The organism is Flavobacterium segetis (assembly GCF_900129575.1).
Classification (GTDB): domain Bacteria; phylum Bacteroidota; class Bacteroidia; order Flavobacteriales; family Flavobacteriaceae; genus Flavobacterium; species Flavobacterium segetis.
Window position 1 is genome coordinate 20,271 of record NZ_FQWE01000006.1, and the last position, 21,219, is coordinate 41,489.

Below are 21,219 nucleotides of genomic sequence, written 5' to 3' on the forward strand. Positions count from 1 at the left end.
TAGATTTTAGATGTTTATCAAAAAAAAAACGCTGTAATTACTTGCAGCGTTTTTTGTTTTATTAGAGTTATGTTTTTAGGTAAAAAGTAGTTTCCATTCTTAGGAAACAGCCGGTAATACTACACTAAAAGTACTTCCCAAACCTAACTCACTTTTCACACCGATTGTACCATTTTGAGCTTCAATAAATTCTTTGCTAATGGCTAAGCCTAAACCAGTTCCTAACTTATGACTTCCTGGGATTTGGAAATATTTATCAAAAACTTTATTTTTATAATGGCTGTCAATTCCTTTTCCTTTGTCTATAACTTCAAAGACAATTGTGTTTTTATCCCCTTTTACTTTGACAATAATTTTACTATTTTCAGAGGAGTAGGTAATAGCATTTGTTAAAAAATTAATTAATACCCAAGAGGTTTTATCGTTATCTGCTTTTACCAAAGGTAAGTTTTCCTCTGCAACGATGATAATTTGGATTCCTTTTTGTTCAGCCTTTACTTTTACAGCTGCAATTGAGTAATCTATAATTTCGTAAGCACTAGTATTATCGATCGTAAGATGTAATTTCCCAGTTTCCACTTGTGATAAATCGAGTAGTTCTCCCGTAATCTTTAGTAGTCTTTCGCTATCTTCCTTAATACTACAAATTAATTGTTTCTGATCTTCATTGATTGTGCCAGTATCTTCTTTTTCCAGTAATTGTAAACTCATTTTTATAGAAGAAATAGGTGTTTTTAACTCATGCGAAACGGTAGCTATAAAATTTGTTTTTGCGAAATCTAATTCTTTGAATACTGTAATATTTCTTAGAATAATTACATCACCTATATCAATTGTTCGGTCTTCGCCTGTTGGTTTAATCGTGATACTAACTATTTCCTTTTCAAAATAACTTTCTACATTATCTGCAAAAATTTTCATTGGTTCTGCTTTCTTCTTATCGTCTTTAAAAGTACTGATAATCAATGATTTCATTAAATCGTTTTTCAGCGCAAGAGTAGTAGCTAATTGTCCCACAACTTCTTCTGATTTTAATCCTATAATTTTTAAAGCTTCGTTGTTCACAAATAATACGCTTCCTTTATCGTCTAAACCTATAATAGGATCGTGCATGTTGTTTATCAATGTTTCTAATCTTCTTTTCTCGAATGATAATTTATGCAAATTACTGCTGCTGTATTCTTGTAATTTCTCTGCCATTGAATTGAATGATTTTGCTAGATCTCCAAATTCATTATGGTTCATAAAATGCACTCGTTGCGAATAATTTTTGTTTGCAATTTCCTTGATACTATCTGTCAGTTCTTTAATAGGATTGGCAATATTATTAGGTAAATTAACTAATAAATTAAAGGCAATTAAAAAGCAAAGTGTTCCAGTAATGGCAATCCATAAATTAGCAGTTTCCGCTGTGTGCGTTGCAACATCACTCTTTTGTTTAATAGCATTCATATTCAACTTCATTATCTCAAAAATACCTTGCCGAATTTGATTTTTGATTGTTTCATTACTAAAATCAATTTTAAGCTCTGTAAACTTTTTTTCAAGTATAATGTTAGCATTTGCTTCTCCAATTTCAGTTGCATTTTCCATTTGACTTTTAAGGTTTTTTTCGAAAAAAGCAATATCAATTTTTCGATCTTCTCCAGTTTTTTCAAGCGAAAGCAGCATATTACGAGAATACTCTAACGTATTATAGTTGGCTTTTAATATATTTTGTGTGTCTATTTTTATCAAGAAAACAGAGTAGGCACTAATTAACGATAGAATAATAATCATTAAGAATAGTAATCCTACCCCTAGATTTAATTTGGTTTTTATTTTCATGATGCTAGAAATAAATGTTATGACAAAATTACTAAGTCAATATTTGATGAAGATAGATTATTCAGTAATTTATTAAATATAGTAGTCGATAAAATTACTTTAAATAAATTTAAATGTGGTTTCCCAATACAAACAGTTGTAATATTTTTCTGTTCAACAATTTCTAATATCGCATCGGTAATGCTATTATTTTCTACTTTGATAACCTCAGCATTTAATTGTGACGCTAATTTGAAATTATTGATTAAATGGCGCTGTTTATCTAAGGCTATTTTATTGGAACTTTCTTTCGGAGTTTCTACATACAAAACATACCATTTGCAATTGTAATAACTTGCTAATCTCGCTGTTTTCCGAATCACAATTTTAGCCATTTTATCATTACTACTGATGCAAGCGACTATTTTTTGAGGTTTAAGCGCTAAATTTTTAGGGACTTCATTTTCTACTTTGCGACCTACTTGATTCACCACTTCTTTCAAAGCTAATTCACGTAATTGTAAAATTTGATCTGATTTGAAAAAGTTATTCAATGCGGTTGGTATTTTATCAGCCGTATAAATTTTGCCTTCTTTCAATCGTGCAATCAAATCCTCTGAAGTTAAATCGATATTCACCACTTCATCTGCCATTCGCAACACATGATCTGGAATTCTCTCTTGTACATCAATAGTAGTAATTCGTTTTACATCTTGATTTAAACTTTCTATATGCTGAATATTTACTGCCGAAATTACATTGATTCCAGATTCTAGAATTTCTAAAACATCTTGCCAGCGTTTTTCATTTTTACTTCCTTCTATATTCGTATGTGCTAGCTCATCGACAATCACCACTTCTGGACGTAAATTAATAATCGCTTGAACGTCCATTTCTTCCAGTTGCTTCCCTTTATAGAAAATAGTACGGCGCGGAATAATAGGAAGACCAGCTAATAATTCATGCGTTTCTTTGCGATTATGGGTTTCAATATATCCAATTTTAACATCAATACCGTTCTTTAATAAGGTGTGCGCTTCTTGAAGCATGCGATACGTTTTTCCCACACCAGCGCTCATCCCAATGTAGATTTTAAACTTTCCTTTGCGAGATTTCTGAATTAAATCTAGAAAGTGCTTGACATTATTTTCTTTTTCGTTGTCCATTTCGGTTAAATTATTTTTGCCGCTAAGGCACAAAGTCACTAAGAGTTTTTTGTAACAAAATTTAAAATACTTCTTGAAAAACAGATCTTTTCATTACTTTTTAGAAAAGAAAACTTTGAGTCTTTGTGCCTTCACGGCAAAACTTTTAATTTAAAATTTGATAGCCAAAGCAGTAACTATAGAAAAACTAGTATCTGATACTTCAGCGGTGTTTTTAGCAAAAACGGCATCTTCACTAGTGTAATTTTTAATTTCAGTTCTCCACATTAAATTTGGATATATTTTATAATCCGCGTTTAATGAAACGCCGTAGGTTTCAAAACCATTTGAGGTTCCTGATGCAATTATTATTCCTTTTTTATCTTGGTAATATTCTCCTCTTACTGCAAAATTTAATTTATCAGTTGCCATCAATTGCGCCATTACAGAAGCTCCGTGCCATTTGTTATACTCATCACTTTGAAGTGCGGCTTGTTCCCAACCGATATCAAATCCCGCTAAAAGTTTTACTTTACTGGTTAAATCATAAGCAGCATATAAATCATGGAAATAACGTTTTTGACGTACGTTATACGCTTTATCATTTCCTATAAAAGAGCTACTATTTATTGAAAATTTTGATGAAGGTCTGTACACAATTTGATGACCAAAACTCGGTGTTGTATTACCATCGACACGCTCAATTCGTTGCCATCCGTTAAGATACAATCCCGTCAATTCCCATTGTCCACTTGGCGAAATGTACGTAATTTTGGCTCCAGCCTCAAAATAAGGAGAATTTTCCGCCATAATACTTCTAGTTAAGGTAAAGCAATCGGCTCCAATAGCACTTTCATAACCGATATGCGAAGGTAAAATTCCTGCTGTGATCCATAAGTTTTGGTTCCTTGCCAATTTAAAACCTATGTTTGCTTCATAAACATTTTTTAAAACTCCGGGTTCTGCTGCATAATTGGCATTCATATAGGAACCCGCCGCAATAGCTATGTTGGCACGTACCTTTTCAGTTTCGAAATTGGCTTTTACAAATCCAAGGTTCAAACTTACCTCATTGTTACGGTTGTGGCTGTATATGAATCCTGGACGCGAATTATTGTCGGGATTATTAGCGTCATATTGAAAATAGGTTTCAGCATATCCACTTATTTTCAATGGATTTTCAGATTTTTCTTCTTGCGCAAAAGCTACTCCTGAAAAACATAAAGTTAAAGCAGCTAGACTTATTTTTGTATTCATTTTGTATTCATTAAGTTGATTTTTAAAAAAAGGGAGGTATGGCAAAACCTCCCTAGCTCTGATTACGGCTTTATTTTAGTTGGTCTAGAGCAATATTTAGTTTTAGAACATTAATTTTTGCTGGTCCAAACATCTCTAATAAAGGTTGTTCTGTGTTGGCGTCAATCAAGGTGTTTACTTTTTCAGGATCTATATTTCTTGTTTTCTGAATTCGAGAGATTTGAATTTTAGCACTTGTTACTGAAATATTCGGATCTAATCCACTTCCACTGGCTGTTACTAAATCAACTGGAATCTCCGATTTTTTAACACTTGGATTTTTAAGTAAAAAAGTATCAATTCGACCTTGAACTACGGCTAGATATTCTTCATTTGAAGCTCCTTTATTACTTGCTCCTGATCCAGCAGCATTATAGTCTACCGCTGATGGTCGTCCCCAGAAGTATTCGTCTTTCGTAAAGCTTTGTCCAATGTTAGCGTATCCTTTGGTTTGTTTGTAAGACACGATTTCGCCTTTTCCGTTGTTAGGCGCTAATTGAGCAACTGCCCATACCGATAGTGGATAAATTACTGTGAAAAGCACCAGCAACACCACGGTCATTCTTATTCCTTTTATTAAATTATCTTTCATAATTTCTATTTTTTTAAATAAATAATGCAACTACAATATCAATCAATTTGATACCGATGAAGGGAACGATGATTCCACCAACACCAAACAGCAATAAATTTCTTCTCAATAAAGCACTAGCGCCAATTGGTTTGTAACTCACTCCTTTTAAAGCCAATGGAATCAAGAACGGTATAATGATCGCGTTGAAAATTACTGCTGAAAGTATTGCACTTTCAGGACTGTGTAAATGCATTATGTTTAATCCTTGAAGTGCGGGAATTGCAGTGATAAATAAAGCTGGAATGATAGCAAAATATTTGGCCACATCATTGGCAATACTAAACGTGGTAAGCGTACCGCGAGTCATTAATAACTGTTTGCCAATTTCCACGATTTCAATTAATTTGGTTGGATCATTGTCTAAATCGACCATATTTCCTGCTTCTTTAGCCGCTTGTGTTCCGCTATTCATGGCAACACCAACATCAGCTTGGGCAAGGGCAGGAGCATCATTCGTACCATCTCCCATCATAGCAACAAGTCGTCCAGCCATTTGCTCTTGCTTGATGTAATTCATTTTATCTTCTGGTTTCGCTTCGGCAATAAAGTCATCAACACCAGCTTTTTCAGCAATAAATTTGGCAGTCAAAGGATTATCACCTGTTACCATTACCGTTTTAATTCCCATTTTGCGAAGGCGCTCAAATCGCTCGAACATCCCAGTTTTAATGATGTCTTGCAATTCGATTACTCCAAGAGCCACTTCATTTTCAGAAACTACTAAAGGCGTACCTCCATTTTCAGCAATTACTTTTACTTGATCCAAAAGTTCGGTTGGAAAAGTATTTCCAGCATTTGTCACCATGTTTTTAATGGCATCTGTAGCTCCTTTTCTAATACGAGTACTGTCAAAATTGATTCCTGAACTTCTCGTCTCGGCAGTAAACTTGATAAATTGTGCGTTACTATTTTGAAAAGTTAAAGGATCTATTTTTGACAATTCAACAATCGATTTTCCTTCTGGTGTTTCATCAGAAATAGAACTTAAAAATGCCGCTTTGATTAATTGTGCTTCTGTAATTCCAGGAGCAGGGTAGAAGTGAGTTGCTTTTCGGTTCCCAATCGTAATTGTTCCGGTTTTATCCAACAGTAATACATCAATATCTCCAGCAGTTTCAACCGCTCTACCACTTTTCGTGATTACATTCGCTCTCAAAGCGCGGTCCATTCCTGCAATTCCAATTGCTGATAAAAGTCCTCCAATGGTTGTTGGAATTAAGCAAACAAATAAGGCAATAAAAGAAGCTATTGTAATATTTACATTCGAATAATCTGCTAATGGTTTTAAAGTCACACAAACAATGATGAATACTAAGGTAAACCCAGCAAGTAAAATGGTTAAGGCGATTTCATTTGGTGTTTTTTGGCGTGAAGCTCCTTCTACCAAAGCAATCATTTTATCTAAAAAACTTTCGCCTGGTTCATTAGTAACTTCTACAACAATTCGGTCAGAAAGTACTTTTGTACCACCGGTAACGGAACTTTTATCTCCACCAGATTCTCGAATTACGGGAGCAGATTCACCTGTTATGGCACTTTCATCAATGGTGGCCAAACCTTCTACGATTTCTCCATCAGTTGGAATAATATCGCCGGCTTCGCACACAAATAAATCGCCTTTTTTAAGTTCAGAGGATGATATTTTTTCACCGCTTTTTAAAGTTGCAGGAGTTTCTTCCCTTGTTTTTCTTAAACTATCGGCTTGTGCTTTTCCTCTTGCTTCGGCAATGGCTTCGGCAAAATTGGCAAACAACAACGTCAACAATAAGACTAGGAATACAACAAAATTATATCCAAAACTACCTTGTGAAGTTTCGCCTGTCAAAGTCCAAATAGAAACAACAAGCATTACAAATGTTCCGATTTCTACCGTAAACATCACAGGATTTCGAAACATAAGTTTCGGATTCAATTTCACAAAAGATTTAACCAATGCTTGTTGCATGATGTCTTTTTGAAATAAGGATTGATCTTTATTCATTTTAAATTCTTTTTAGTAAATGGTAAAATATTCAGCTATCGGTCCTAAGGCTAATACAGGGAAAAAGGCTAACGCGGCAATAATCACTATTACAGTCAATGTTACTACACCAAAAGTTCCTGTATCAGTTCTTAACGTTCCGTCGCTTTCAGGTATGTATTTTTTCTGTGCTAACAGTCCAGCAATGGCTACAGGTCCGATTATGGGTAAAAATCGTGCTAGAATTAAAACAATTCCCGTAGAAACATTCCACCAAACTGTGTTGTCTCCTAAACCTTCAAATCCACTACCGTTATTTGCTGATGCAGAAGTAAACTCGTAAAGCATTTCACTCAAACCGTGAAATCCAGGATTATTTAAAGTTGCCGTACCATATTCTGGCATTGCTGCTGTTAATGCGGTTCCCACTAAGATTAAGAATGGATGCATTAATGCAATAATCATCGCTATTTTCATTTCACGAGCTTCCACTTTTTTACCAAAGAATTCGGGTGTCCTTCCTACCATTAATCCACTAATGAAAACAGCCAAAATGATAAAGACAAAAAAGTTTAAAATTCCAACTCCAACTCCACCATAAAAACTGTTTATCATCATGGCAAGCAATTCATTCATTCCAGAAAGTGGCATCGTACTGTCGTGCATAGAATTGACAGATCCTGTTGATATTACCGTAGTAGCAATACTCCAATAACCAGTAGCTGCCGCGCCAATCCTTGTTTCTTTACCTTCCATGGCACCAAGTGAAGTATCAATTCCCATTTTCTCAATCATTGGGTTTCCTTGCATTTCACCGATCACATTTGGAATCGCCAAAGCCAAGAAGCCAATAGTCATAACCCCGAAAATCATCCATGAGAACTTTTTTCTTTTAATGAAATATCCAAAGGCAAATATCATAGCAAACGGAATAATCATTTGAGCCCACATTTCTAACATATTGGTGAAATAAGTTGGATTCTCTAGAGGATGCGCTCCGTTAGTTCCAAAAAATCCTCCACCATTTGTTCCAATGTGTTTGATGGCAACAAATCCTGCTGCTGGTCCGCGAGAAACCTCTTGTGCATCACCTTGCAAAGTAGTAATGCTGTCTTTTCCTTCAAATGTCATGGGTGTTCCTTGGAAAGCCAAAAGAGTTGCTACAACAAAAGAAAGTGGTAACAATATGCGAGTGCAAGATTTCATGAAATAGGTATAAAAATTCCCTAGTTCCGTTGTTGTTTTATCTCTAAAAGCTCTAAAGACCACTACTGCAGCTGCCATTCCCGTTGCTGCACTTACAAATTGCAAGAACATCAAATAAAATTGTCCTAAATAACTTATTCCAGTTTCTCCTGAATAGTGTTGTAAGTTGCAATTGACCACGAATGAAATAGCAGTGTTAAAAGCTAAATCAGCGGACATACTTGGATTTCCATCGGGATTTAGGGGTAAACTTCCCATAGTCATCAGAATAATCATTCCCAAGACAAACCATATTAAGTTTATGGTTAGTAACGCTTTCATGTGTTGTTTCCAGTTCATTTCTTCGGCTGGATTGACACCGCTTAATTTGAAAAATAACTTTTCAAGTGGATTAAATATAAAATCCAGCCAAGTTTTCTCCATTCCGTAAACCTTGGAAATATATTTTCCTAACGGAATAGCGAGTGCTAAGGTGAGCAAAAACATCGCTATAATTCCTAATATTTCTGTATTCATTTTTTAGTATTAAGGGTTAAATAATTCTTTGGTTCCTAAAATTTTTCAGGTTTTAATAGTACATAACAGATGTAGATAAAAACTGCAATTGCTATAATAAATAATGCGGTCATAATTTTTTAGTTTTCTAATAGTGTTCTTAAATAGCCTTGTTTTGATTCTTTTGAAAGAAAATCCTAATGCTTCTTTTAACTTGCTGGATTTTCTTGAGCACTTAATTCAGTAAAGAATTCGTTCTCAATTGCATTTCTAGTGTATTGATTGCCACTTTCATACAACATGTTGATCACTCTAATAATTTCTCTTGCTGATTCTGACTCAGATTCATCAAATGAATCCATTTTCTCCACACAAAATCTAGCAATACTTTTTAATAGTGCATATTGATTAATGGTTTCATCATTAGTAGATGGAAAATCAGTCCAGTTTTTGGAATCGGGAATCCATTGCTGGATAGCCTCGTAGATTTTTGTTTTCATTATTAGATGTTGTCAAAATAATTGATAGAGAGATAGAGCAGCCAAAAGCATAATAAACCGAGAGCGAAAAGGATAAGTGTTAACATAATAAATGGATCTAAGTGAATTAAAATTGTAATAGGAAGAGTATCATTGGTTATTATACTCCTAAAGAATTGATTTGCTTGTTATACTCTAATTTCAAATTTTTAGGGAAGAGATTAGAAATGCTACAATGACGGAGTTCCATAAAAGAAGAAACTGAAAAAACATAAATATTAGAAATGACACTTTTAGTTTCGTTGCTTCCGCTGTTGAATAAGTATTCTGCGTGTGCTAGACATTTTTTAGCTCTAGCAATATTTCCAGCACTAATCGCTTTTTTTGTGATTTCTGCGAAACGTTCTGCTTGTTTGTAAATTGTAATGACTTGATTTTTCATAAGGATGAATTTTTATGTTCTCCTCACCCATGCCAAATCCTGTTCCAATAAATATCGATTTCCGTAAAGCATTACTAGCGTTGGTTTTAACTAGTTCCTTTAAAAAAAAGACATAAAAAAAGCCTATCATAATGATAGACTTTTATTGAAATGATAGGTCTTTATTGAATGTTATATTCTTCTAATTTTCGATATAAGGTAGCAATACCAATTTCGAGTAAACGAGCTGCTTCGGCTTTATTACCTTTAGTATAATTTAATAATTTTTGGATATGTAGTTTTTCGACACTTTGCATAGAAAACGCCGATAAGCTTTTAATATTTTTACTTTGTTCTTGCTGCATTTCGTAAGGAAGTAAATCTATGGTTAAAACTGTTCCACTGCATAAAATTACAGTGCGCTCAATTACATTTTTTAATTCTCTAATGTTTCCAGGCCATTGATAGACTTCTAATTTTTGCAAAAAATCACTATCAATTTGTAATGTTTGTCGATTCATTTTTTCAGCAAACTGACTTACAAAATAATGAGTCAATGGTTCGATATCTTTGATTCGTTCTCGTAAAGGCGGAATAGTAATCTCAAAAATATTTAATCTAAAGTATAAATCTTGACGAAAGCGTTTTTCGTCACTTTCTGTTTTCAAATTTCTATTGGTAGCTGCAATCAAGCGGAAATTTGATTTTTTTGGTGTAGAATCTCCAACAGGAATGTATTCACTCGTTTCAAGAACACGAAGTAATTTAGCTTGTAAATCTATTGGCATTTCGCCAATTTCATCTAGAAATAAGGTTCCGCCATTGGCTTCTTCTATAAAACCTTTTTTATCTTTAATAGCGCCAGTAAATGAGCCTTGTTTATGACCAAACAATTCACTTTCTAAAAGTTCTTTGCTAAAGGTGCTGCAATTTAAGGCCACAAATGATTTTCCTGCTCTAGTACTGTTCTCATGAATCGCTTGTGCAAAAACTTCCTTACCCGTTCCAGTTTCTCCAGTTAAAAGCACGGTAGAATCCGTATTTGCCACTTTTTTGGATAACTCTATAACTTGTTCTAATCCTTTTGATTTTCCAATAATAGCATCAAAGGAATACTTTTTTGAAATTCGTTTTTCTAGCTGCTTAATTTTTTGCTGAAGAGTAACCTTCTCAATTGCTTTGTATAGAAGAGGAATTATTTTGTCATTATCATCCCCTTTTACAATGTAATCAAAAGCACCATTTTTCATGGCTTGCACACCATCGGAGATTTTACCGTAGGCGGTTAACAAAATTACTTCTGTTAAAGGAAAACTAGCTTTAATTTTTTCGAGAAAGTCAACGCCGTTGCCATCAGGGAGTTTTACGTCACAAAGGACAACATCAATTTCATTTTGTTCTAATTTCTTGAAACCAGATTTCAAATCGGCTGCTTCAAGTACCACAAAACCTTCTGACTTTACAATTCGAGCAAGAAGACCTCTTAACTTTTCTTCGTCGTCGATTATTAGAATATTTCTCAATTCGATTTAAATTTAATTTTTGTAAAATTAGAATTTATTTATCGATCAGATATAATTTTATAAATTATATTAATTTTATAAATTATGATTTTATTATTGTTACAGTTATAGTTAAGTTTCTAACTGTCTTTTTTGTAATATTCAATAAAGTACATTTTAGCAAATATTATAATTTTTGCTTATGTCATGTTCTTGTTTAATAAAAATTCTTTCGGAATATATTTATTGATATATATCACGTTTACTATTTTGATTTCAATTTCACTTAGTTCGATGGTTTTAATGGGATAAAAGAAGATACGAATAACTGTGACTTTTTTTAAAAACATATAAATTGTACAACATAACATGATATTTAAAAAAAATAAAATAGTATGTAATAGAGGATTGTAATTTTCTAAATCGAACATGATAGCAAATACATCTTTTATAAATATATGGTATGCCAAAATAAAAAAACTAGCTCTAGAACAATAGATTAAAAGTGAACGAACTATAGGAATTTTTTCAATATATCTGCAAACATATAGTAAAGAGAAAACGCCAACAACTGATAGTAATAGAAGATAATGATAATTGAAGTGAAGTCCTGCGATATTTAAATTTATTTCAATATTTAATTTTGTAAAAACTATAACGGTTACAGCATACAGCAATGGAAAAATAATCATTTTGTTACCATAGAAGAAATTAGTTCCCTTTAAATATCGTGCAAATAGTATTTTAAAAGTATAACCTAAAAGTAAGTAAGTAAAAAAAATAGGTATGTACTCTGTCCAATAAAATTTAATATTGATTGAAGATAAAATAAAAAGAACAATAAAAAAAATGGTCAAAAATATATAGTTTAAAGGTTTTTTTGATTTGAAAATTACTAAAAATCCTTTAAGCGAAATTTGACCTAAGAATAAGCCACCTATGAACCAAAATGAAACATTTATCATATCAAAGCTTCCGTGATAGAATGCTCTAGCCAAATTAATAATGTAATTTAAGCAACCGTTTAAGGTGACTGTATTTGAAGCAGCGATATACAAGATGATGTATAGAAGCGTTAAACTAAATGCGAAGCTGATTAATGGTTTAAGTAAGCCATCTATTTTATTATACAAAAAAGTTCTAAAATTGAGTCTACTGCTCATTAGATATCCTGATATAAATATAAAGGAGGGCATTTTAAAAACCATTACTATATTTTGAAAGGACAATAAAGTGGGGTAAATTTCAGTAAAATCATAGCGACTAATTGTCATTAATATTATACTTATACCTTTCGCGATGTCAAAAATTTGAATCCGATTTTTATTCTCTATCATAAATCGCACGGTCTAAAAGTTAAAATTTTTATTTATTGCCTAATCTCGTCATATTTTTTATTTCATGCAGATTATTTGGTATCTTCTGAAACTTTATGTTGTGCGTAATTGCTGCCAATTCTTCAAAAGCTATTGAACCTACATAATCGAATTTTAAATTAAAACTGACAATTTGCCAATTTTCATTATTTTTCAGTAATGTTAAATTAATATTATGTTGACCATCGGAACATGGTATGTACTTAAAGTCCTCGTCGATTCCTTTTCCCAGCGCTTTTACGAAAGATTCTTTGCGTGTCCAAGCTGTATAAAAAGCATGTTTTTTATCATTTGAATTTTCAATAGATAATATTTCTTCGTAGTCAAAAATATCTGGAAGCAGTTCAGTGTAATCAAAATCTTCAGACATGTATTCAATGTCTATTCCAACTTTTTTAAGTGATATTGCTATAACTGCAAAATCTTTAGAATGTGAAATATTAAAATGTAACCATGGATGTGAAATTAAAAATGGTTTATTATTTAGCGAGACACCAAAATGGATGTTTTTAACATCAATTTTTGCATATGCAGCTAAAATATATTTGAGAATTGCTCTGTATGTTATAAATTGCTTTTTATCTATATCTTTATAAAAACGCCTGGCTTTTTTAATTTCCTTCTCATTTAATAATTTTAATAGTTCACTTTGTAAATCATAAAATTCAGTAAGATAAATTGTATAAATAACAATATCTTGAGTTTTTAAAAAATTATCATTAATGGGAGTCAACTTTGATTCCTTAATTTTTTGGGACGATATAGTAACCTTAGCAGTTTCCATGTCTCTCATTTAAGATATTTTGCAGCATATTTGCTAATACTATATCATTTGGAGGGGCTACAATATTGAGATGATCACCATTTATAATGTGAGTGTTAACACCTTTTAATGCTGCTTTTTTCCAGCCTAGATGTTTTGGATCTAATTTATGATCATCATCATCCTTTGCTCGAAATAGATCTACTTCCAAATTGTGAGGTAATAATTGATAATAATTGACTATTTTATTAACCATAAAATCAGCCTCACTAAATTGCTGTAGGGCTATTGCATCTTGATCCGTGATACACTCTTTTAGACCAAAATATTTTTTTTGTAAATATATTTTTTTAGAATTGACTCGTTTTTTAAAAGATTTCCAGCTCGTTAATATTTCTTTTAAATAATCAATCCGTCTGTAAGTGCGGTCAATATATCTTATTATTACTTTTTGCCAATAAAATTTATAGTAATAGGATGAATCTACATAGGTATCTAATAGTGCAATCATTGTTACTTTTCTACCTTTTTCCTCAAGTTGGCGAGCCATTTCAAAAGCAACAACACCACCAAAAGAAAAACCAGCTAGAGCATAGGGTCCACTGGGATTTATCTTGATAATTAACCGAATATATTCAGCCGCCATTGCCTCAATAGATGTAAACCAATTATCATATCCTTCAGGTCCAACTCCTTGAAAACCATATATTGGTTGTTCTTGATCAAAATGCTTAATGAGATGGGCAAAATTCAAAATATTTAATCCAGCTCCGTGTACGATAAATAGAGGCGGTTTAATACCTTCAGGTTTCATTGGGACTAAATGGTTACTTGAAATTTGATTATCTTTAATTAGCAACTTAGCAAATTTCTCAATTGTTGAATATTGAAACAGTGTTGATAGCGGGATTCTTATTCCAGTTTTTTTCTCTATTTTCATCATAACATTTACCGCCATTATCGAATGTCCCCCCATTTCAAAGAAGTTACTAAAAATATCAATTCTTTCTTTTTTTAAACTTTCTTGCCAAATTTCTGCTACTAACTTTTCCTCACTGCTTCTGGGTGCTGTAAAATTTTCTTCTATCTTTAAAACGGATTTGTAATCTAATAATTTTTTTCGATCTATCTTATCATTTAATGTAGTTGGCATTTTATCAAGAATATGAAATTCATGCGGTACCATAAAATTTGGCAACTGTGAAGACAAATAATTTCTCCACTGTCTAATTTGCTCTATTTGCTTTGTATTTTTATAATTTAGCACAAGAAAAGCAACGAGAATATCAGCTTTTGCAAGCACAATTGCTGATTTTATATTATCTATTGACATCAAAACGTGTTCTATTTCTCCAATTTCAATGCGGTGCCCTCTCACTTTTACTTGATGATCAACACGTCCTAAACACATCACTTCATTAGTGAGTAGTAATTTACCTAAATCTCCTGAAAGATATAAAATTGCATTTTTATCTTTAGAAAAGATATTAGGAATGTATTTTGCTGCAGTTAACTCTGTTCTGTTTAAATAACCTTTTCCTACACCATCACCCCCAATTGCAATTTCCCCAATTGTGTTTGGCGGCAATAAATTCATGTGTTCATCAACTATATAATATTGCATATTTGCAATGGGACTGCCGACTGAAATTATTGTATCTTCAGTTTTTATGCGCTTATACGAAGAGAAAATAGTTACTTCTGTAGGTCCATACAAAGTCCAAAGTTCTTTAGATCTTTCAATAAGTTCTTTAGCTAATTTGGCAGGTAGCGGTTCTCCGCAACACCAAATTTTTATTGGTAATTTGTTTTTCCATCCAGCGTCAATAAGCATTTGATAAGTTGTAGGTGTGGCTATTATCAATGAAATTTTTTCTTTTTCTAGCATTTCATTGAGTAATCTACCATCACTTGCTGTTTCGTGGCTTGGTATGACTAAAACTGCTCCTTTGTAAAGCGGAAAAAATAATTCAAAGCTTGCAATATCAAAAGAGATAGTTGAAATAAAAGGAACTCTATCCGTTACTTCAATACCCGGTTCATTCTCTAATGAGCAAAATAAATTCACTAAATTTCTATTAGTTATTTTTGCTCCTTTTGGTTTACCAGTAGAGCCAGAAGTATATAGAAGATACAGTACATCCTCAGGATCAACATATCTATCTAATTTTGATGATGGATATTGGTTTAATGACTTCATGGCATCATCAATTAAAATTGTATTCGAGCATTTTGGTAATGACAGAGACAAAGCTTTACCAGTTAATAAAAATTTTGCTCCAGAATCTTCCATCATATACTCAATACGCTTTATGGGATATTCGTGATCAAGAGGTAAATAAGCGGCTCCACATTGAATAATTGCTAAAATTGAATATACCAATTCAGGACTTCTGGGAAAAGAAACAGCTATATAATCACCAGATTGAACCCCATTAGCTACTAGATAGTGAGCAAATTGATTGACTTTAATATGTAAATCTCGGTATGATATCTTAGTGTTATGAAATTCAATAGCGATATTTTTAGGGGTGATTACTGACTGTGTACTTAATAGTTCGGCCAATGAAATTTGAGGGTATGGGGTCTTGGTATTATTTAATTTAGAATAATTTGATAAATAGTTATCTTTAATAATAGTGCCTATTGCGCTATTTTGTTCTGTTATTAATTTTTTTAAGACTTCTTCAAATGACAATAGCATTTGAATTATAGTTTTTTCTTTAAAAAGGTCTGAATTATAAGAGCATTGAATAGTAGGTTTGTTTTTAAACATACAAAAATGCAATTGAAGCTCAAAAGATGAATATTTTCTAGAATTAATTTCAAACTCATAAGTAAGTCCGATAAATGAAAATTCACTTTCAATATTTCTATTCAAATCTACTGTTAAAGTTACTGGCACCATTGGAACTCTTGAAGGATCGCGCGCTAATGCCAATTTTTGAAGAAGATGTCCAAAACTTACTTGGTTGTTGATATAACTTTCTAATAATTGGGGATTTCTTACTTTTAAATATTCTAAAAAACTATTACTAGAATTTATTTTAGTCCGTAATGGTAGAAGATTTGCACAGTCGCCAACTAAATGTGTCATATCATAGCGTCTATTTCCTGATGTTGGAAAACCAATGATTAAATCATTTTGACCTGTAATTTTGTATAGAAAAACTTCTAGTGCTATTAAAATAGTTGATGTTAAACTACAACCCGCACTTTTTCCTAACTGTTTAAGAGAATTGATTACTGAGCTATCAATGGGAAGATCCAAACGCTGACTTTCATAAGTGCGTAAAACAGGCCTTGGTTGATCAATCGGTAATTCGACTTGAGGAACTGAATCACTATAAATATTTAGCCAAAAATCTTCTGTTTGTTTATAATCAACTGTTCTTGATAATAAATTCACTTTTGCAGCATATTCACTAAATCTCGTTGGCGTTTTTAGTTGTGCAGTTGTGTTTCCGATAAATGCCGAATATAATACACTTAGATCTTCAAGAATTATTGTAATACTCAACCCATCTCCAATAATGTGATGATGAGTAATGATAATTATATTTTCTAGAATATCTACTTTTATTAATTTTACCCTTATTAGCGGATCCGAAACAAGATTAAAATAAGAATTTACTTCTTCATCTATAATATTTTTTTTGATTTCCTCTTTTTCAACGCCTAACAGTTCGGATATATCGCTTATGGGTATATTAATTTCAAGCTTTTTAAGAATGTTCATGTAGCGTCCATCTGAACTAAATGAGGATCTCAAACTTTCATGTCGCACTATTAGTGCATCAAAGGATTTTCTAAATATGTCAAAATTAAATTCTCCCGATAATTTAATAGAATATGATAAATTATAGGCTTTATTTGCATTATCACCTCCAATTAAACAGTCGGTCCAAATTTCTAACTGTGTTTTAGTTGTTTCAATTGAGAGTTCAATTTCAGATAACACAGATAGATTTTCTAATTTTTTTTCTTGATGTGATGTTTCTTCCATTGTCTATTGATTTTAGGTAGGGATGAATTAAATCGGATTCTATTATTAGTTATTATGTATCGAATTTTAATCAAATGCTAATTCGTTATTGTTTTACTCTGTATTCTTGATGCTTTTCATCTAAAAGATTCTGAAGAAGTTTAACTAAGATTTTATCATTTGGAGGCGATACTATACTTAAATGATTTCCTGGAATATTATGAATATTAACACCTTTTAAAGCCGCTTTTTTCCACCCTAGATGTTCTGGATCTGATTTGTAATATTCATCATCTTGTGCTCTAAATAATTCTACTTCAAAATCTTGTGGAACTAGATGATAACGATCAACTATTTTATTTACCATAGCGCTAGCTTGCACGTATTGCTCAAGTGCTAGAGCATCCTGTTCTGTCAAACTATCTTTTAAACCAAAATACCTTTTCAAGAGATGCTTCTTTTTAGCTTTAGTCCGCAGTTTAAAAGCCTTCCAGCTAAAGAGTATTTCTTTTAGAAAATGTAGCCTACGATTTGTAACATCTAAGTACCTTATTACTTGTTTGTGGGAATATTTAGAATAAAAATATGAGGAGTCGATATAAGTGTCTAATGCAGCAATAATGCTTACTGTTTTACCTTTTATCTTTAATTGTTTCGCCATTTCAAAAGCGACAACACCTCCAAAAGAAAAACCTGCAAGCGCATATGGACCTCCAACATGAATTTTTTCGATACATTCTATGTAAAGAGTAGCCATATCTTCGATGGATTCAAACCAATTTTCAAAACCGTTTGGGCCTATTCCTTGTAAACCATAAACCGGCTGATCTTGATCGAAATTAGCAATTACATTAGCAAAATTTAAAATGTTGAGTCCTCCACCGTGAACTATAAAAAGCGGTGTTTTTGTACCATCTGGCTTGATTGGTACTAAATAATCATGTGTAATTTTGTTTTCTTTTTGTAATAATTTGGCAAATTTTTCTACTGTAGAATGCTCAAATAGTGAAGATAAAGGAATTTTTATGCCTGTCTGCTTTTCAATTTCTAGCATAACTTTGATTGCACTAATGGAATGTCCGCCCATTTCAAAAAAATTATCGTAAATATTTATGTTACTAATATTTAAATTTTCTTCCCAAATGGAGGCTACTGTTTCCTCTTCTTCAGTTCGTGGTGCTGTGTGCTCTGTTTTGAGCTCTGAAATAGATTCATATTCTAACAATGTTTTTCTATCGATTTTACCATTGACTGTAAGTGGCATTTGGGATATAACATGAAAAATATTGGGTATCATAAAAAGTGGTAATTGAGTAGCTAGCTCTTCACGCCATGATTGTACATTAGTAACTTGATCGTTATTTTTAACTTCCAAAACAATGAATGCAACAAGAATATCAACTTTAGCTATCACAACCGCTACACTAATATTTTGAATTTTACTCAAAAAATATTCTATTTCACCTAATTCTATGCGATAACCTCTCACTTTAACCTGTTGATCGATTCTGCCTAAACATTGTAGCTGCCCATTAGGTAAAATCTTGCCTAAATCGCCAGACAGATACATTTTACTAGCTAAGTCTTTTTCAAAGGGATTCAATATAAAACGCTCAACGTTGAGATCAGGTCGATTGAGATAGCCAAGCGATACCCCATCTCCGGCAATAGCAATTTCTCCAAGGGCACCCTCAGGTACTAAAATTCCTTGTTTGTCTAATAAATAAATTTTAGTATTTGCAATAGGTTTTCCAATGGTTATTGGGTCATCCGTACTATTAATTTGCGTTAGTACAGAGCAAACAGTGGTTTCAGTGGGACCATAAATATTCCATAATTCATCACATAAGGAAAGTAATTTTTGTGCTAAAGCTTTAGGCACAGGTTCTCCACCAATTAAAGCTTTAATAGTTAATGGTTTTTCCCAACCGGAATCAAGAAGAATTTGCCAAATAATAGGAGTTCCCCACAAGATTGTAATTTTATCAGAGATTGCTTTTTTAAGTAATAAAGCTCCATCTGAGCGGACGACTTCATCTACAAGTACTACACAAGCTCCAAACAATAATGGAAAGTATATTTCCATTACCATAGCATCAAATGAAATAGTTGTCACGGCAAATATTTTATCTTTTTCGCTAATTCCGGGAGCTACAGCCATAGAATAGACAAGGTTGATCACATTACAATGAGCAACTTGAACTCCTTTTGGAATACCAGTAGATCCAGAGGTATAAATAATGTAAGCAACATAATTTGTAGGGATATCTAAATGTAAAGCTTCTGTTGGCAAGTTGCTTATCCCATCTAAAATCTCATCAATCGAAACTGAAATTACTTTTTCAGTTACGTTTTTTTTCGATTTTAAACCAATATAAAGTATAGCATTACAATCCTCAATAATTAATTTTACTCTGGCATCAGGATACACTGGATCAACTGGAACATAGGAAGCACCACATTGTAAAATTGCAAAAAGGCAGGCAATGAACTCAGGTGTTCGATTTAGAGAAACAACAACCACTTGTCCTGGTCTTAAACCTTCAGAGCGCAGATAGTTAGCTATTTGATTGATTTTATTTTGTAAGTGACAATATGATATTTTTTCATCTTGATACTGTATCGCAATTGCATTTGGTGTCAATCGAGCACGTTCATCAAAAAGGTCATGTAGTGTGCTTTTCGGGTAATCGCTTTTTGTATCGTTTAAGTTTTTGTATTGCTTTAAAAAATCTTGAAAAATAATACATTCGATTTTCTGTTCAGGATCTTCAATAATTTTTTGTACTATTTTCTCAAATGAATCCATCATTTTTTTAATGGTTTCTGTTTTAAAAAGATTTTGATTAAAAGACCATTCAAAACTTAGTTTTTTATCGGTACCGCTAATATTGAGAAATATTTCAAAAGCTTCAAAAGCTTTGGGATTACTTTTTAAATCAAATTTTAAGTTTTTGAAGTGAACACCCTCAATCATTCCGATGTCTATATTGAAAGCAACTGGAGCTAATGGAACTCGGGAGGGATCGCGAGCAATATTCAATTTTTGTAAAAGTTGTCCAAAACTTAACTGGTAATGATCATAACAATCAAAAAGTTCTGACTTTCTTTTTTTTAAGTAATCAACAAACGATAATTTAGGATCTATAATACTTCGTAATGGAAGCAAGTTAGCGCAATGTCCAATAAGATAATTCATTCCTTTAACTGGTTGTCCTGCAAAGGGAAGTCCAATTACAAGATCATCTTGACGAGTAAGCTGATATAAAAAAATCTCGAAACAAGATAGTAAAGTGGTAACTAAACTTGATCCATTATTTAAACCTAATTGTTTGAGGTTAGTTACCAAAGAGAGATCTAAAGCAAAATCAAGACGATGACCCTTATAAGTTCTAATTGCTGGTCTGGGATTGTCAATAGGTAAATTTACAACAGGTATTGAATTTTCATAAATAGCATACCAGAATTTTTCAATTGCTTTACTTTCCTCACTTAGTAAAAATTTTTTCTCTTCATCTGCATAAATACTAAATAAAACTGGCTCTGGTAATTTAGCTTCTTTATTTTCAACGAAACCTGTATAAATAGATCCTAAATCCTGAAGTAATATCCCAATGGACCATCCATCACAAATAATATGATGTGCTGTAATAACCAAACTATGAAGATTACTAGATTGTTTTATTAATCCAACTTTTATTAGTGGTCCATTTACAAGATCAAATAAAAAATTAGTATGATCATTGATATATTGAGTCGATACCTTCTCCTGCTCAACTTGTTCTAAAGTAGATATATCTATTGTTTCAAGTTTGATTGTAATTTTCTTGTAGATTGACATATAAACACCGTCAGTGCTAAATGTAGCACGAAGCGATTCGTGTCTTTCAACCAAAGTTTGAATAGCCCTAAGCATCGCCTTGGAGTCCAATAATCCTATAAACTCTACTGTGATAGATTCATTGTACGCTCGTGATGCGTCCTTTTCTCCTAAAAAACAGGCAGTCCAAATTTCAGACTGCGCCATCGTAGTAAAAACGACCTTTTCTATTTCAGGACCTTCAAAAGGATTATATTTAGTATTTATATTCAACATGATTTTGACACTATTTTATTTTTGATTCCTACTATATCTTTAAAATTATATTTCT

General features: G+C 32.4%; 14 protein-coding genes. All 14 read right to left on the bottom strand.

Annotated elements, in window-relative coordinates:
* Positions 1 to 99: 99 nt before the first annotated feature.
* Entirely contained in the window at positions 100 to 1,827 is a 1,728-nt protein-coding gene (locus tag BUA99_RS09740; RefSeq protein WP_072991537.1) for an ATP-binding protein, read from the bottom strand.
* A 17-nt stretch (positions 1,828 to 1,844) separates the two neighbouring features.
* Positions 1,845 to 2,972: a histidine kinase gene (locus tag BUA99_RS09745; protein WP_072991540.1), complete on the bottom strand. Its 1,128-nt coding sequence runs from the start codon at positions 2,970 to 2,972 to the stop codon at positions 1,845 to 1,847.
* Positions 2,973 to 3,122: 150 nt separating this feature from the next.
* Positions 3,123 to 4,208, bottom strand: coding sequence for a porin (locus tag BUA99_RS09750; protein WP_072991543.1), 1,086 nt, complete (start codon positions 4,206 to 4,208; stop codon positions 3,123 to 3,125).
* Between the two features lie 70 nt (positions 4,209 to 4,278).
* On the bottom strand, positions 4,279 to 4,839 hold the full coding sequence (locus BUA99_RS09755) for a K(+)-transporting ATPase subunit C (protein ID WP_072992105.1): 561 nt from the start codon (positions 4,837 to 4,839) through the stop codon (positions 4,279 to 4,281).
* Between the two features lie 13 nt (positions 4,840 to 4,852).
* Positions 4,853 to 6,862, bottom strand: a complete 2,010-nt coding sequence (gene kdpB, locus BUA99_RS09760; RefSeq protein ID WP_072991546.1) for a potassium-transporting ATPase subunit KdpB — start codon at positions 6,860 to 6,862, stop codon at positions 4,853 to 4,855.
* Between the two features lie 12 nt (positions 6,863 to 6,874).
* Entirely contained in the window at positions 6,875 to 8,563 is a 1,689-nt protein-coding gene (gene kdpA, locus BUA99_RS09765) for a potassium-transporting ATPase subunit KdpA (protein ID WP_072991549.1), read from the bottom strand.
* Positions 8,564 to 8,598: 35 nt separating this feature from the next.
* Positions 8,599 to 8,676 (bottom strand): K(+)-transporting ATPase subunit F, encoded by a 78-nt coding sequence (gene kdpF / locus BUA99_RS09770; RefSeq protein ID WP_072992107.1) that lies wholly within the window; start codon positions 8,674 to 8,676, stop codon positions 8,599 to 8,601.
* A gap of 75 nt (positions 8,677 to 8,751) precedes the next feature.
* Positions 8,752 to 9,042, bottom strand: coding sequence for a DUF7674 family protein (locus tag BUA99_RS09775; protein WP_072991552.1), 291 nt, complete (start codon positions 9,040 to 9,042; stop codon positions 8,752 to 8,754).
* 139 nt (positions 9,043 to 9,181) lie between these two features.
* Entirely contained in the window at positions 9,182 to 9,463 is a 282-nt protein-coding gene (locus tag BUA99_RS09780; protein WP_072991555.1) for a DUF7674 family protein, read from the bottom strand.
* Positions 9,464 to 9,624: 161 nt separating this feature from the next.
* A complete protein-coding gene (locus BUA99_RS09785; protein ID WP_072991558.1) occupies positions 9,625 to 10,965 on the bottom strand; it encodes a sigma-54-dependent transcriptional regulator in 1,341 nt (446 codons plus the stop codon).
* 179 nt (positions 10,966 to 11,144) lie between these two features.
* The gene (locus BUA99_RS09790) at positions 11,145 to 12,281 is read right to left on the bottom strand and encodes an acyltransferase family protein (RefSeq protein WP_072991561.1); all 1,137 of its coding nucleotides are present in this window, start codon (positions 12,279 to 12,281) and stop codon (positions 11,145 to 11,147) included.
* A 28-nt stretch (positions 12,282 to 12,309) separates the two neighbouring features.
* Positions 12,310 to 13,113: a 4'-phosphopantetheinyl transferase family protein gene (locus tag BUA99_RS09795; RefSeq protein WP_084673521.1), complete on the bottom strand. Its 804-nt coding sequence runs from the start codon at positions 13,111 to 13,113 to the stop codon at positions 12,310 to 12,312.
* A complete protein-coding gene (locus BUA99_RS09800) occupies positions 13,091 to 17,089 on the bottom strand; it encodes a non-ribosomal peptide synthetase (RefSeq protein ID WP_072991566.1) in 3,999 nt (1,332 codons plus the stop codon). The genes BUA99_RS09795 and BUA99_RS09800 overlap by 23 nt, the downstream gene beginning before the upstream one ends.
* An 85-nt stretch (positions 17,090 to 17,174) precedes the next feature.
* Positions 17,175 to 21,164 carry a non-ribosomal peptide synthetase gene (locus BUA99_RS09805; protein WP_072991569.1) on the bottom strand — a complete coding sequence of 1,330 codons (3,990 nt, stop codon included), beginning with the start codon at positions 21,162 to 21,164 and terminating at the stop codon, positions 17,175 to 17,177.
* Between the last annotated feature and the right edge of the window lie 55 nt (positions 21,165 to 21,219).